Here is a 13,304-nt window from a genome sequence, read left to right on the forward strand (position 1 = left end):
TGACTTAGCCGGCGTTGTGAAGCACAACAGCTGTATCAGACATACGGTTCGCAAAGCCCCACTCGTTATCGTACCAAGTAAGGATACGTACAAGGTTGCCATCCATAACCGCAGTTTGTGAAGCGTCAAAGCTTGAGCTGTGTGGATCGTGGTTATAGTCGATAGAAACTGTTGGCTCTTCAACATAACCAAGCACACCTTTAAGGCGGCCATTTGCAGCTTCTTTAATCGCTGCGTTGATTTCTTCAACCGTTGTGTCTTTCTTAGCAACGAATGTTAGGTCAACAAGTGACACATTCGGTGTAGGTACGCGGATTGAAGTACCGTCTAGCTTGCCAGCAAGTTCAGGAAGCACAAGACCAACCGCACGGGCAGCACCAGTTGATGTTGGGATCATGCTTAGGCCACATGCACGGGCGCGGCGTGGATCACTGTGAAGTGTATCAAGTACGCGTTGGTCACCTGTGTATGCGTGAACTGTTGTCATTACACCTTTTTCGATGCCCACAGTTTCGTTAAGAACTTGTGCAACCGGTGCAAGACAGTTTGTTGTACATGACGCGTTTGAAATAACAGTATCGCCCGCTTCGATTGTTTCGTGGTTAACACCATAAACGATTGTTTTGCTTACGCCTGATGCCGGTGCAGAAATAAGTACTTTCTTAGCGCCAGCGTCGATGTGTGCTTGTGATTTATCTTTGTCAGCAAAGAAACCAGTACATTCATAAACCATATCCACATCAAGCTCACCCCATGGAAGGTCAGCAGGATTACGTTCAGCAGATACTGCGATCACGTCGTCACCAATTTTGATATTGCTGCCTTCGACAGAAACGTCAAATGGGAATGGGCCATGAACACTGTCACGCTTAAGAAGGTAAGCGTTCATTTCAACATCACCAAGGTCGTTAATAGCAACAACTTTTACGTCGTCACGACCGCTTTCATAAATTCCACGTAGCGCAAGGCGGCCAATACGACCAAAACCGTTAATTGCAACACGAATTGCCATGATTATATTCTCCAGTTAATAAATTATAATTTCGCTTTGATTTGTGAAACGAGGTTTTCTTTCGTTACACCAAAATGTTTGTATAGGTCTTTTGCCGGGGCAGAAGCACCAAATTCGTCAATACCGATCTTAACACCGTTACGGCCAACATATTTGTCCCAGCCGTATGTGCTTCCCGCTTCGATAGATGCATATACAGATGTATTTCCAAGAACACTGTCTTGGTAATCCGCAGGTTGAGCATCAAATGTTTCTGTCGAAGGCATAGAAACAACACGAGTTGGCGTGCCGTCTGCTTCAAGCTCGGCTTGTGCTTCGATCGCAATTTCAACTTCGGAACCAGTGGCAATGATTGTAACTTTGGCGTCACTGCTTGCTTCACTGATCACGTAACCGCCCTTGGCACATAGATTTTCATCTGTATGTTCAAGGCGTGCTTGCTTAAGTCCCTGGCGGGTCAGCACAAGGATCGATGGTGTGTCTTTGTCTTCAAGTGCTGCGAGCCAGCATTCAGCCGTTTCAATCGCATCACAAGGACGGAATACATTCACGTTCGGCATCGCACGAAGGCTTGCCAGATGTTCAATCGGTTGGTGGGTCGGGCCGTCTTCGCCAAGGCCGATACTGTCATGTGACATCACGTATACAACGCGTTGTTCCATAAGAGCACTTAGGCGAATTGCCGGACGACAATAATCTGTAAACACCATGAACGTACCGCCATATGGCATATATTCACCATGAAGCGCCATGCCGTTCATCGCTGCAGCCATACCAAATTCACGCACACCGTAATACATGTAACGGCCAGTGAAATCATCTGGTTTGATCGGACTTAGGTCCTTTGTCAGGGTCATGTTTGACCCGGTAAGGTCCGCAGAACCACCGATTGTTTCTTGCATGATTGGGTTGATCACCTCAAGCGCCATTTGCGATGCGATACGCGTTGCTGGCCCAACCGGGTTTTCAGCCAGATCTTTTTTGTATGCGTTAATCGCAGGAACAAGGTCAGCCGGAAGGTCTTTATTCAGGCGACGGTTAAAGTCTGCCTTTACATCGTCAGCAAGGGCTTCAAATTTTTCTTTCCATGCCGCAGATGCAGAAGCACCGCGTGCGCCCGCTTCGCGCCATGCTTTAAGCACATCATCTGGAACAACAAACGGATCATGTGGCCAGTTCAAAAACTCACGCGTTGCTGCGATTTCTTCGTCACCAAGTGGTGCGCCGTGGGTTGCGGATGTGCCACCCTTGTTCGGTGAACCGTAACCAATTGTTGTTTTACATGCGATCAGCGATGGACGATCATCGTCTTGTGCCGCTTTAAGTGCGGCTGCAACAGCGTCCGTGTCATGACCATCAACGGCAATTGTATGCCAGTTTGACGCTTCAAAACGTTTTAGCTGATCATCAGACGTTGTCATGTCTGTTTCACCGTCAATACAGATGCTGTTGTCGTCCCAAAGAACGATCAATTTACCAAGCTTAAGGTGACCTGCTTGTGAGATCGCTTCTTGTGAAACGCCTTCCATTAAGCAACCGTCACCAGCAATCACATATGTGTAATGATCAACAACATCACCCATACGTGCAGCGCTTAATTTTTCAGCTGCTGCAAAACCAACGGATGTTGCGATACCCTGACCCAGTGGGCCAGTTGTCATTTCAATACCCGGTGCTTCACCAAATTCAGGGTGCCCCGCACATGGTTGATGCAGTTTACGGAAGTTTTTGATGTCTTCAATTGTTGGGTTTTTATAACCTGTCAAATAAAGCAGGGAATAGATCAGCATGGAACCATGTCCAGCTGACAGAATAAATCGGTCACGATCCGGCCATTCTGGCCAGCTTGGGTCAAATTTCATGAATTCTGTGAAAAGTACAGTGGCTGTATCAGCCATTCCCATTGGCATTCCGGGATGTCCAGACTTGGCTGCCTGAACCGCATCCATGCTAAGTGCACGAATTGCGTTTGCCATTTCCCTTTTTGACGCAGTCATTTTTTTAAAAAAAGCCTTATAAAATATTTTAATTTTTACCCGAAAAATTTCGGGAAAAATATCGAACCAGTTCAAACAAAAATTCCTATCTGAATTTTATGGGCGCACAATGGACTTTCTTGGGCCTTGGGTCAATATTCTTGTGCGAAAAATAGCAGATTTTGTGCGAACTTTTCACTTTTTTTGCTCGTTTTCTACAATATCTAGCTTTTTGGTGGATTTTTTTCTTAAAATGTTGCTAGCATGAGTGCGAAAAATAAAGAAAAAAATAAATATTGGGATTTTAGAAATGTCACAGAATGAAACGCGACTTTCCGCGGAAAAAACCGTGATGGCACTAGAGGAAGTTTTAGGAAGACTTGAAAAAGCAATTGCCTCAAATAAGGCGATAGGCCAGTCTGGCTCTAGTGAACAGGCCGATTTTATCCATCAACTTGAAAAAGAAAATCGTGCTTTAACCCGTGAACTCGAGGTGGCCCGCGCCAATGTCGAAAAGCTGGAAGAGCGTGTTGAGCACCTCGAAAAGGCGGGCGACTCGGCGGAAAAAGAAATGGGGTTGATGATAAAACAGCTCGACAGCATCATTGCTGATCAAAACGCGCATTAATCAGAAAGGCAAAAATCATGGGTCAGGTTACCGTTTCATTTAATAATCAGGAACATCATCTTGCCTGTCAGGATGGTGGTGAAGACAGACTTCTTGAACTTGCATCTTATGTTGATAAGCGTGCATCCGTTTTACAGGAACACCTTGGAAAGGTTGGGGATACAAGGCTTTTATTAATGACATCCATCATGCTTGCGGATGAACTTCAGGATTTAAATGATGGGGAAATGCCATCAAATGCTGAGGCGGACGCGGAACTTAAACGCATGGATGTGGCCATGGGCAAGGCGATCCTGAAAATTGAAGAAATAGCCAAATCGTTGGAAGCTTCCTAAAATATCTGAACTTCGCATTGCTCTTGCATTCAATAATCATTAAATAAGGGCTGCGGGTACTGCTCTGTTGGTGTCTCATATTATCCCCGGGGCGATAATTCTCCATCGGGAGCTGCCTCTGTTAGGGTCGTGGCCTTATTATCGCGGCGCCCACCTATACGTATTAGGTTCTGGAGGATAAAATAGAATTCACGGCCGATCGGTCCCGCACCTTCATAATTTAAAGAATTTAAAAAATGATCGATAAAGCAGATTTAAGAAAAAACGCGAAAATCAAACGCAAGGAAGCACGTGATAATGATGGCGGTATGGCCGCAAGATTGATTGCGTCAAAAATCATCATGATGGAAGAATTGGACGAGGTAAAAACCGTTGCCGGATATGTCCCTATTCAGGATGAACTTGATTTGATGGTAACGTTAAAGGCGCTCCATACCGCACGTTTTCCAATAGCGCTGCCGGGTATTGTTGGTGATGATAAACCACTTGAATTTCGGTCATGGGATATGAGGTCGGAACTTAAAGACGGCCCTTTTGGCACAAAAGAAAGTGCGGAAGATGTTGTGACGCCAGAAGTCATTCTAGTTCCGCTTCTTGCCTTTGATGAAAATGGTGGTCGTCTTGGTTATGGTGGTGGCTTTTATGATCGCACCTTATCCAAATTACGTGCTGAAAATGCAGATTTGATTGCAGTGGGGATTGCTTATGAAGGGCAAAAGATTGATCAGGTGCCAATGGATGATTATGATCAGCGACTGGATATGATTGTAACTGAAAAAGAATTTTATAGGGTTTAACACGGTGAAAGTAGTTTACTTAGGCGATATCATGGGACGAAGCGGCAGAAATGTCGTGCTTGAAAGATTGCCGGAAATTAAAGAACGTCTGAAACCCGATTTTATCGTGGTAAATGGTGAAAATGCGGCGGCAGGGTTTGGTATCACCGGCAAAATCGCAAACGAACTCTTTGAAAATGGCGTTGATGTCATTTCGACGGGCAACCATGTCTGGGACCAAAAAGAAACCAAAACATATATCAATACGGAAAAACGCATGATCCGCCCGATCAATTACCCAGAAGGTACGCCTGGCAAAGGTTCAGTCATTGTCGAAGATAACCGCGGCCGTAAAATGCTTGTCGTGAATGCAATGGGGCGTGTGTTTATGGACCCGCTAGATGACCCATTTAAAGCGGTGGATCAGGAATTAAAAAAATACCCGCTTGGTAGTGCCGTGAAATTCGTTCTTGTGGATATGCATGCGGAAGCGACATCGGAAAAAATGGCCATGGGCCAATACCTTGATGGAAGAGCGTCGCTGGTTGTGGGAACTCATAGCCATATTCCAACCGCAGATGCGCAAATTTTTGATGGCGGTACTGCGTATCAAACGGATGCGGGCATGTGCGGTGATTATGACAGTGTGATCGGCATGGATAAAGTGGAACCAATTAACCGTTTTACCAAGAAAATGCGCGCGGACCGCTATAGTCCGGCATTGGGTGAAGCCACACTTTGCGGTGTATATGTTGAAACAGATGATAAAACAGGCCATGCCACACGCATTGATCCAATCCGTCTTGGTGGACGTTTAAAGGAAACTTTTCCTGAAAATTAGTGAAAAACGGTTCACAAATGGGACTCGTTGGTTTATCAAGGGTTCATACACAAAATTATCACAAAATCAGACCCGTCTCAGGGTGATTAAGAGAGAAGAAAATGGCAGGCCATTCCAAGTTTAAAAATATTATGCACAGAAAAGGGGCGCAGGATAAAAAACGCTCCTCACTATTCAGTAAGTTATCAAAAGAAATTACCGTTGCTGCGAAAATGGGCGGACCAGACCTGGATGCGAACCCGCGTCTTCGTCTTGCGGTACAAAACGCGCGTTCAAACAGTATGCCGAAAGATAATATCCAACGTGCGATTAATAAATCACAAGGCGGCGATAGCGATAACTATGAAGAAATCCGCTACGAAGGATTTGGTCCGGCTGGAACAGCGATTATCGTTGAAAGTCTTACCGATAACCGTAACCGTGCGGTAACTGAAATCCGTACTGCATTTTCAAAAAATGGCGGCAACCTTGGTGAAACAGGAAGCGTATCTTACCAGTTTGATAAGGTTGGCGAAATCATTTTCGAAGAAAGCAATGTTTCAGCAGACGACATGTTTGAACAGGCGCTTGAGGCTGGCGCCGATAATGTTGAATCTGATGAAAATACACATGAAATTACATGTGCGATGGAAGATCTCAACACAGTGTCATCTGCGCTTACAGAAGCGGTTGGCGAAGAGCCAAAATCAGCAAAACTGATCTGGAAAGCACAAAATACAATCGAACTTGATCTGGAAGGCGCAACAAAGCTGATGAAGATGCTTGATGTGCTAGAGGATCTTGATGATGTTCAAAACGTATATGGTAACTATGATATTCCTGACGATGTGATGGAGAAACTTGGCGCGTGACAACAGGCCGACAACGTTTAATAGGGTTGGACCCGGGTCTTAGAAAAACCGGCTGGGGCATCATTGATGTTGAAGGGTCCCGCCTTAGTCACGTTGCAAATGGCATTGTTAAATCTGACGCTAATTTATCACTCGCGGAACGTTTGGTTCAACTTTACGACGGATTAGGTCAGGTGATATCTGATTGGGAACCTGTTTCCGCCGCCGTTGAAGAAACATTCGTTAATAAAAACCCAAATTCAACATTAAAACTGGGGCAGGCGCGCGGTGTATCATTATTGGTGCCGGCGTTATCCGGGATTCCGGTTTCGGAATATTCGCCAAACCATATTAAAAAATCTGTGGTTGGTTCTGGACATGCTGGAAAAGAACAAGTGACCGCAATGCTTGGCATTTTGTTACCGGGTGTTAAGATAAACGGCGAAGACGCCGGAGACGCGCTTGCGGTTGCCATATGTCATGCCCACAGTGGTGGTGCACATGGCCGGTTAAGCGAAGCAATAAAAGGAAGCGGTGTAAAGGGAAGCGGCGCGCAAATAATTATGAAGGGGAGCCGACATTGATTGCCAAATTAAGGGGATTATTAGACAGTTTTGGTGATGACTGGTGCATTGTCGATGTAAACGGTGTTGGTTATTATGTTTTTTGTTCTTCCAGAACGCTTGATAAATTAAATGGCCTTGGTGAAGAGGTCACATTATTGATCGAAACCCATATCCGCGAAGATCATTTCCATTTATTTGGTTTTGCCACTGAACTTGAGAGAGATTGGTTCACATTATTACAATCCGTGCAAGGCGTCGGGGCAAAAGTGGCGCTTGCTATTCTTTCTGCGGTAAATCCGGATGAACTTTCAAATTCAATTGCGGCGCAAGACAAAACCGTGGTGGGGCAGGCAAGCGGTGTTGGTCCAAAACTGGCAACACGTATTGTTAATGAACTTAAAGACAAGGTCGCGAAATTCGCCCTTGCCCCTGTTAAGGCCGAAAGTGGCAAACCTGCAAAATCAAGTTCGCTTGGTGATGCAGTATCGGCGCTAACGAACCTTGGATATAAACAGGCGGAAGCTTTTACCGTTGTGAATAAAGCGCTGAATGAAGGCGCAGATGATGATGTTCAGACATTAATCCGTCTTGGTCTTAAGGAGCTCGCGAAATGAGCGAAGACAGATTAATCAGCGGCAGTGAATTACAGGGCGATTTTGATGCGTCGATCAGACCATCGACCCTTGGTGAATTTATTGGCCAGCGTAAAGCATGTGAAAATTTAAAAGTTTTTATCGAAGCTGCAAAAGCGCGCGGTAAAGCCCTTGATCATGTTCTTTTCTTTGGTCCGCCGGGACTGGGGAAAACGACATTGGCGCAGATTATGGCCCGGGAACTGGGGGTTAATTTCCGTGCAACAGCGGGGCCGGTGATTTCAAAATCCGGTGATCTTGCCGCACTTCTTACCAACTTGGAAGAAAACGATATTCTTTTTATTGATGAAATTCACCGCCTTAATCCTGCTGTGGAAGAAATTCTTTATCCGGCGATGGAAGATTTCCATCTTGATCTAATTATTGGTGAGGGGCCAGCCGCGCGTTCGGTACGAATTGATCTGCCGCCCTTTACGCTTGTTGGTGCCACAACAAGGTCGGGCCTTTTAACAACACCGCTTCGGGATCGTTTCGGTATTCCGACGCGTCTTAATTTCTATGAACCAGAGGATCTCGAAAAAATCGTAAGCCGTGCGGCACGCGTTCTTGGTGTGGAAATGACAACGGACGGCGCCCTAGAAATTGCAAGACGTGCCCGTGGCACGCCCCGAATTGCAGGAAGACTTCTAAGGCGGGTTGCTGATTTCGCCCTTGTTGATGGTGGTGGTGCCGTGACGGCGGAAAAAGCCGATAGTGCGCTGCAGAGATTAGAAGTGGACGCCCACGGATTGGATGCGATGGATCATAAATATCTGCGCTGTATCGGTGAAAGTTATGGTGGCGGTCCAGTTGGGATTGAAACACTGGCTGCGGCATTAAGTGAACCGCGCGATGCGATCGAAGATATTATTGAACCATATTTGATGCAAAAAGGACTTGTGCAGCGTACGCCACGTGGTCGCATGTTGTCGCCGATGGCCTTTGATCATATCGGGCTTACGGCGCCAAAGAATTTTGAAACAAACCAACTTAATCTGTTGGATGAAGAGGCAAAAAAATAATAATGACTGAAATTTTGCCACATTCTGGGGTTATGAAGGACAAAATACATCATTTTCCTATCCGTGTTTATTATGAAGACACAGATATAGGGGGCGTTGTTTATTACGCCAATTATTTAAAATACATGGAACGGGCCCGTTCTGAAATGCTGCGGGTTCTGGGTATTGATCAGGCAGAGATGTTAGATTATAACCATTCCGATGATGTTGCCTTCGTTGTGAAACGCGCCGAAATTGATTTTAATAAAGGCGCAAGGTTTGACGACCATCTGGTGGTCAAAAGCGAAATTACAAAGCTTGGCGGTGCCAGTGTAATCATCAAACAGGATATTACACTTGATGATCATATTTTGGTCACAGGAATGATTAAAATAGCATCTGTCGGTCAAGACGGAAAAGCAAAACGATTGCCGGGGGCAATAAAAGAGAAATTAAAAATATAATTATTGAATTTGTTAGTAGGGAACGGAAATGGAAGAAGAAGTAGCACCAAGTGCGGCCGGCGCAATTGACGCAGTAGAGGCAGTTGATCTGGGCGGTACAGCTGCCGCAGCGCCAGATTTTACATTTTTTGGCATGTTTATGCAGGCTGACTTTGTTGTTCAAAGTGTGATGCTGATGCTCTTGGGCGCGTCTGTCTGGTGTTGGGCGATTATTTATGACAAATATAAACGCCTACGCGAAGTTCGTGAAAAGGCCGATGATTTTGAAAATGAATTTTGGTCAGGCAACAGCTTAGAAGATCTTTATGACCGTACTCGTCATAATCCGGATCACCCGATTGCGATGCTTTTTGTGTCTGCCATGCGTGAATGGCAACGCTCGACAACAAACCGTACAGGTAAAATTGCCATGGGTGCACAAGAACGTATTTACCGTGTGATGCATGTGACAGTTAGCCGCGAAATGGAGCGACTTGAACATTATTTAAGTGTGCTTGCAACCGTTGGTTCAACGGCGCCGTTTATTGGTCTGTTTGGTACCGTTTGGGGTATCATGAACAGTTTCCAATCGATCGCATCAAGTAATAATTCATCGCTTGCGGTTGTGGCCCCCGGTATTGCCGAGGCACTCGCCGCGACGGCAATGGGTCTTGTGGCCGCGATCCCGGCGGTTGTTGCATATAACGTTCTATCGAATGATCTTGGGCGTTATGCAAACCGTATGGAAGGTTTCGCAGAAGAGTTTGGCACCATTCTATCCCGTCAGATGGAAGAGGAGCACCATTAATGCAAATGCACGGCAATAAAGGTGGCAGCGGTCACCGCACCGGTTTTTCAAAACGCCATCAGCAAATGAGCGAAATTAACGTGACGCCATTTGTGGACGTGATGCTTGTGTTGCTTGTTGTGTTTATGGTGACGGCGCCACTTTTAACAGTGGGTGTTCCGATTGATCTGCCGAATAGTCAGGCAAACAATTTGCCGGAAAATAATACGCCGCTTTCCATCACCATTGATGGTGAGGGTAAAATATATCTTCAGGACGAAGAAGTACGCCTTGAACAACTTGTGCCGCGTATTACGGTGATTTTTGAAAACCGTAAAGAAGACCGCATTTATGTTCATGGTGACGAGGGGGTAAGTTATGGCCGCGTGATGGAAGTCATGGGGCTTTTAAACGGTAACGGATTTTCAAGGGTGGCCATGGTCACTGATCCGGCGAGGTAATTAAATTTGAAGAACGCATTATACATTTCTGGTGGTTCACACGTGGCACTGTTGCTGATCGCAACGGTGGGTATCCCGTTTTTCAGCACCCCCAGAGATGTAGAAATGGTGATCATTCCGGTGGAAATGGTCGAAATTGCAAAAGAGACCGCGACACAGGAAATTGCAAAACGCGTTGAACCAAAAGACAAACCCGCGCCGCCGGACCGTCCACGCCGTGCAGCAGAATTACCACCCCCACCACCGAAAATGGCATCAACCATGCCATTAATGGATCAGCCAAAAGATAAGCCTGCGCCGAAACCAAAACCGGAAGTGCGCGCAGAAGCACCAACCGTTAGCCCGCGCTCAAGGCCACGCCCACCAAGCAGAATGACCAGTGACCGAATGGCCGCGCTTTTGAATAAAATTCCAGAAACACAATCTGTCACAGAAAGACTTACAGAGCGTTTCGGCGAAAGAGAACAAAAGGCAACATCACTTGATGTACGCCGCCAAACCATGAGCATAGTTGCGGCCATTCAAAAGAAAATTTATGGCTGCTGGAACCCGCCATCCGGCGCTTTTGAGGCAGGCACACTTAAAGTGACTGTATTTTTTAGCCTGTCACGGGATGGCTCGATTATGGGGCAGCCGCGCATTGATGATTATGTAAGAATGTCCGGGCCACAACGTACCGCCGCCGATAGCGCAAGACGCGCGGTATTAAGCTGTGCGCCATTTAGTGACCTTGAATTACCAAGTGATATGTATGATTACTGGCGTGATATTAAAATGAATTTTGACCCGTCCGCCATGATATCATAATGTTGTCACGATTGATGACTAAAGAATAACAATAATAAAAGAATATAGAACCGGAGAATACGTGTGAAACACTTGAAAATTTTATTGATTTCCCTAGTTGGTTTTGCCCTTGGGACACTCTCGTCCCACGCGGTAATTGAAATTGATATTACCCAGGGTAACGTGCAGCCAATGCCAATTGCGCTTGCGAACCTTGTGGGTAGCGATCAGGACCTGACGTCCCATGGTACGGGAAGAGAACTGGGTCAACAAATTATTCAGGTGATCACGTCGGACCTTGAAAGATCAGGACTATTTGCACCGATTGATCAGCGTGCGTTTATTAATTCCGGCTCAGCGAGCACGGCACCGCAATTCGCCAATTGGCGTGCGATTGGTGCACAGGCTCTGGTGACGGGTAATGTTGCATTGCGCGAAGATGGTCAGGTCAGTATCGAATTCATGCTTTGGGATGTATTTGATGGCAGAATGATGGAAGGAAAACGGTTAACGGCATCGCCACGAGCATGGCGAAAAGTGGCGCATCAAATTTCGGATTTGATATACGAACGCCTAACAGGTGAAAAAGGATATTTTGATACTAGAATTGTTTATATTGCAGAACATGGTCCATACCTTGATCGTATTCGTCGCTTAGCGATTATGGATCAGGATGGACATAATCATCAATTTATGACCGATGGATCATATATGATCCTTAGCCCACGTTTTTCACCAACCGAACAGGTTATTACGTATCTGTCGTTCTATAACGATATGCCGCGTGTATATCTTTTTGATCTTGAAACAGGAAAGTCGGAAATGCTTGGTGAATTTGACGGTATGACATTTGCGCCGCGCTTTTCACCTGACGGCGAAAGCATCATCATGTCAAAAGCGGAACGAGGAAATTCAGATATTTTCTCAATGGATTTGCGCACGCGCCAAATCGCGCGTTTGACCAGTCATTCAGCCATTGATACATCCCCGAGTTATTCACCATTTGGGCGTCAGATTGCGTTTAACTCTGACCGTGGTGGGACACAGCAGATTTATGTGATGGATGCCGATGGCAGCAACGTAAACCGCATCAGTTTTGGTGAAGGGCGTTACGCGACACCGGTTTGGTCACCACGGGGTGATTTGATCGCCTTTACTAAGCAGCTTGGCGGTAAATTCTATATCGGTGTGATGCGTCCTGATGGATCAGGGGAACGGATTCTCACCGAAAGTTATTTCGAGGAGGGGCCAACCTGGGCACCAAATGGACGTGTACTTATGTATTACCGTAAATACCCATACGATAACCGTGGTGGGGGCGGTGAAACACAGCTTTGGTCCATCGATTTGACCGGATATAACGAACGTCAGATTATCACGCCACTTGATGGTTCCGACCCGGCGTGGTCACCGTTAATGGATTAATGGTTAACGTATGGAAAAATTTATCACTTTATCCCCTTGATGCCGCTTGATTCCTGACGAATCTATGTTTATAGTCACGGGTAATTATATGGGCCAAGGGAATATATGATTGATTGCGCATGTCAATTCTGATGGGGAATGACAGAAGTTTGGAAAAATAAGAATACACAAAATTATATGTGAAGGATCACTAAATGCTTAATAAAATTAATGCGAAATATTTAATAATGGTAGGGGCCGCACTTGTGTTAAGTGCATGTGCGAATACAAATGACACTGCTGTAACGGAAGCACCAGCTGACCCAGCACCAGCGCCAGCTCCAGCTCCTGCACCAGAAGTTGCACCAGTTGATACAACAACTCAAGAATATCTTGAGAACAGCCTGATGGCTGGTATGGATGCGTCAATGGTTCACTTCGGTTTTGACCGTTATGATGTTGATGCGGATGCACGTCGCATTCTACAGGCACAAGCCAACTGGATGAAAACTCATAACAAATCTATCGTTGTTGAAGGTCACTGTGACGAGCGTGGTACACGTGAATACAACCTTGCACTTGGTGATCGCCGTGCAAACGCGGTTAAGAACTATCTTGTTGCAATGGGTGTAAGCGCTAACCGTATCCGTACAGTAAGCTACGGTAAAGAGCGTCCAATGGGTACAGACCACAACAAAAACCGTCGTGGTAAAACACGCGTAGAGTAATACTCGAATTATTTAAAGAATGCCCGTGGGACGTTGGACAGTCGCGCGGGCATTTTTTTTAGGGCTAACGGATAAACCCGAAAATTAATATGTAAAGC

General features: G+C 45.9%; 16 protein-coding genes. 14 read left to right on the forward strand and 2 right to left on the reverse strand.

Annotated elements, in window-relative coordinates; genetic code table 11:
- Positions 1 to 4: 4 nt before the first annotated feature.
- Entirely contained in the window at positions 5 to 1,012 is a 1,008-nt protein-coding gene (gene gap, locus KW060_RS01385; RefSeq protein WP_249036688.1) for a type I glyceraldehyde-3-phosphate dehydrogenase, read from the reverse strand.
- Between the two features lie 23 nt (positions 1,013 to 1,035).
- Positions 1,036 to 3,009: a transketolase gene (tkt, locus tag KW060_RS01390; RefSeq protein ID WP_249036689.1), complete on the reverse strand. Its 1,974-nt coding sequence runs from the start codon at positions 3,007 to 3,009 to the stop codon at positions 1,036 to 1,038.
- 289 nt (positions 3,010 to 3,298) lie between these two features.
- Here tkt and KW060_RS01395 point away from each other — a divergent pair, with 289 nt between their 5' ends.
- From KW060_RS01395 to KW060_RS01460, 14 genes are all read left to right on the forward strand, one after another.
- A complete protein-coding gene (locus tag KW060_RS01395; RefSeq protein WP_249036690.1) occupies positions 3,299 to 3,616 on the forward strand; it encodes a hypothetical protein in 318 nt (105 codons plus the stop codon).
- 17 nt (positions 3,617 to 3,633) lie between these two features.
- Positions 3,634 to 3,951, forward strand: a complete 318-nt coding sequence (locus KW060_RS01400) for a cell division protein ZapA (RefSeq protein ID WP_249036691.1) — start codon at positions 3,634 to 3,636, stop codon at positions 3,949 to 3,951.
- A 236-nt stretch (positions 3,952 to 4,187) separates the two neighbouring features.
- Positions 4,188 to 4,748 (forward strand): 5-formyltetrahydrofolate cyclo-ligase, encoded by a 561-nt coding sequence (locus tag KW060_RS01405; protein WP_249036692.1) that lies wholly within the window; start codon positions 4,188 to 4,190, stop codon positions 4,746 to 4,748.
- Positions 4,749 to 4,752: 4 nt separating this feature from the next.
- Positions 4,753 to 5,568, forward strand: coding sequence for a TIGR00282 family metallophosphoesterase (locus KW060_RS01410; protein ID WP_249036693.1), 816 nt, complete (start codon positions 4,753 to 4,755; stop codon positions 5,566 to 5,568).
- A 101-nt stretch (positions 5,569 to 5,669) separates the two neighbouring features.
- On the forward strand, positions 5,670 to 6,419 hold the full coding sequence (locus KW060_RS01415) for a YebC/PmpR family DNA-binding transcriptional regulator (protein ID WP_249036694.1): 750 nt from the start codon (positions 5,670 to 5,672) through the stop codon (positions 6,417 to 6,419).
- Positions 6,416 to 6,982 (forward strand): crossover junction endodeoxyribonuclease RuvC, encoded by a 567-nt coding sequence (gene ruvC / locus KW060_RS01420; RefSeq protein ID WP_249036695.1) that lies wholly within the window; start codon positions 6,416 to 6,418, stop codon positions 6,980 to 6,982. Before KW060_RS01415 ends, ruvC begins: the two co-directional genes overlap by 4 nt.
- Positions 6,979 to 7,578: a Holliday junction branch migration protein RuvA gene (gene ruvA, locus KW060_RS01425; protein ID WP_249036696.1), complete on the forward strand. Its 600-nt coding sequence runs from the start codon at positions 6,979 to 6,981 to the stop codon at positions 7,576 to 7,578. The genes ruvC and ruvA overlap by 4 nt, the downstream gene beginning before the upstream one ends.
- Complete coding sequence (gene ruvB, locus KW060_RS01430; RefSeq protein ID WP_249036697.1) at positions 7,575 to 8,618, forward strand: Holliday junction branch migration DNA helicase RuvB; 1,044 nt, start codon at positions 7,575 to 7,577, stop codon at positions 8,616 to 8,618. The genes ruvA and ruvB overlap by 4 nt, the downstream gene beginning before the upstream one ends.
- A gap of 32 nt (positions 8,619 to 8,650) precedes the next feature.
- Positions 8,651 to 9,061, forward strand: coding sequence for a tol-pal system-associated acyl-CoA thioesterase (ybgC, locus tag KW060_RS01435; RefSeq protein WP_249036698.1), 411 nt, complete (start codon positions 8,651 to 8,653; stop codon positions 9,059 to 9,061).
- 28 nt (positions 9,062 to 9,089) lie between these two features.
- The gene (gene tolQ / locus KW060_RS01440) at positions 9,090 to 9,848 is read left to right on the forward strand and encodes a protein TolQ (RefSeq protein WP_249036699.1); all 759 of its coding nucleotides are present in this window, start codon (positions 9,090 to 9,092) and stop codon (positions 9,846 to 9,848) included.
- Positions 9,848 to 10,288: a protein TolR gene (tolR, locus tag KW060_RS01445; protein ID WP_249036700.1), complete on the forward strand. Its 441-nt coding sequence runs from the start codon at positions 9,848 to 9,850 to the stop codon at positions 10,286 to 10,288. Before tolQ ends, tolR begins: the two co-directional genes overlap by 1 nt.
- A 6-nt stretch (positions 10,289 to 10,294) precedes the next feature.
- Positions 10,295 to 11,095 (forward strand): TonB C-terminal domain-containing protein, encoded by an 801-nt coding sequence (locus KW060_RS01450; RefSeq protein ID WP_249036701.1) that lies wholly within the window; start codon positions 10,295 to 10,297, stop codon positions 11,093 to 11,095.
- A gap of 63 nt (positions 11,096 to 11,158) precedes the next feature.
- Positions 11,159 to 12,499 carry a Tol-Pal system beta propeller repeat protein TolB gene (gene tolB / locus KW060_RS01455; protein WP_249036702.1) on the forward strand — a complete coding sequence of 447 codons (1,341 nt, stop codon included), beginning with the start codon at positions 11,159 to 11,161 and terminating at the stop codon, positions 12,497 to 12,499.
- Between the two features lie 194 nt (positions 12,500 to 12,693).
- On the forward strand, positions 12,694 to 13,206 hold the full coding sequence (locus KW060_RS01460; RefSeq protein WP_249036703.1) for an OmpA family protein: 513 nt from the start codon (positions 12,694 to 12,696) through the stop codon (positions 13,204 to 13,206).
- Positions 13,207 to 13,304 lie beyond the last annotated feature (98 nt).

The sequence above is a fragment of the Pseudemcibacter aquimaris genome, from assembly GCF_028869115.1.
In the GTDB taxonomy this organism is placed as follows: Bacteria; Pseudomonadota; Alphaproteobacteria; order Sphingomonadales; family Emcibacteraceae; genus Pseudemcibacter; species Pseudemcibacter aquimaris.

Coding starts and splice junctions, on each gene's coding strand:
- gap (WP_249036688.1), bottom strand. CDS start 1,012: ATGGCAATTCGTGTTGCAATTAACGGTTTTGGTCGTATTGGCCGCCTT.
- tkt (WP_249036689.1), bottom strand. CDS start 3,009: ATGACTGCGTCAAAAAGGGAAATGGCAAACGCAATTCGTGCACTTAGC.
- KW060_RS01395 (WP_249036690.1), top strand. CDS start 3,299: ATGTCACAGAATGAAACGCGACTTTCCGCGGAAAAAACCGTGATGGCA.
- KW060_RS01400 (WP_249036691.1), top strand. CDS start 3,634: ATGGGTCAGGTTACCGTTTCATTTAATAATCAGGAACATCATCTTGCC.
- KW060_RS01405 (WP_249036692.1), top strand. CDS start 4,188: ATGATCGATAAAGCAGATTTAAGAAAAAACGCGAAAATCAAACGCAAG.
- KW060_RS01415 (WP_249036694.1), top strand. CDS start 5,670: ATGGCAGGCCATTCCAAGTTTAAAAATATTATGCACAGAAAAGGGGCG.
- ruvB (WP_249036697.1), top strand. CDS start 7,575: ATGAGCGAAGACAGATTAATCAGCGGCAGTGAATTACAGGGCGATTTT.
- ybgC (WP_249036698.1), top strand. CDS start 8,651: ATGAAGGACAAAATACATCATTTTCCTATCCGTGTTTATTATGAAGAC.
- tolQ (WP_249036699.1), top strand. CDS start 9,090: ATGGAAGAAGAAGTAGCACCAAGTGCGGCCGGCGCAATTGACGCAGTA.
- tolR (WP_249036700.1), top strand. CDS start 9,848: ATGCAAATGCACGGCAATAAAGGTGGCAGCGGTCACCGCACCGGTTTT.
- KW060_RS01460 (WP_249036703.1), top strand. CDS start 12,694: ATGCTTAATAAAATTAATGCGAAATATTTAATAATGGTAGGGGCCGCA.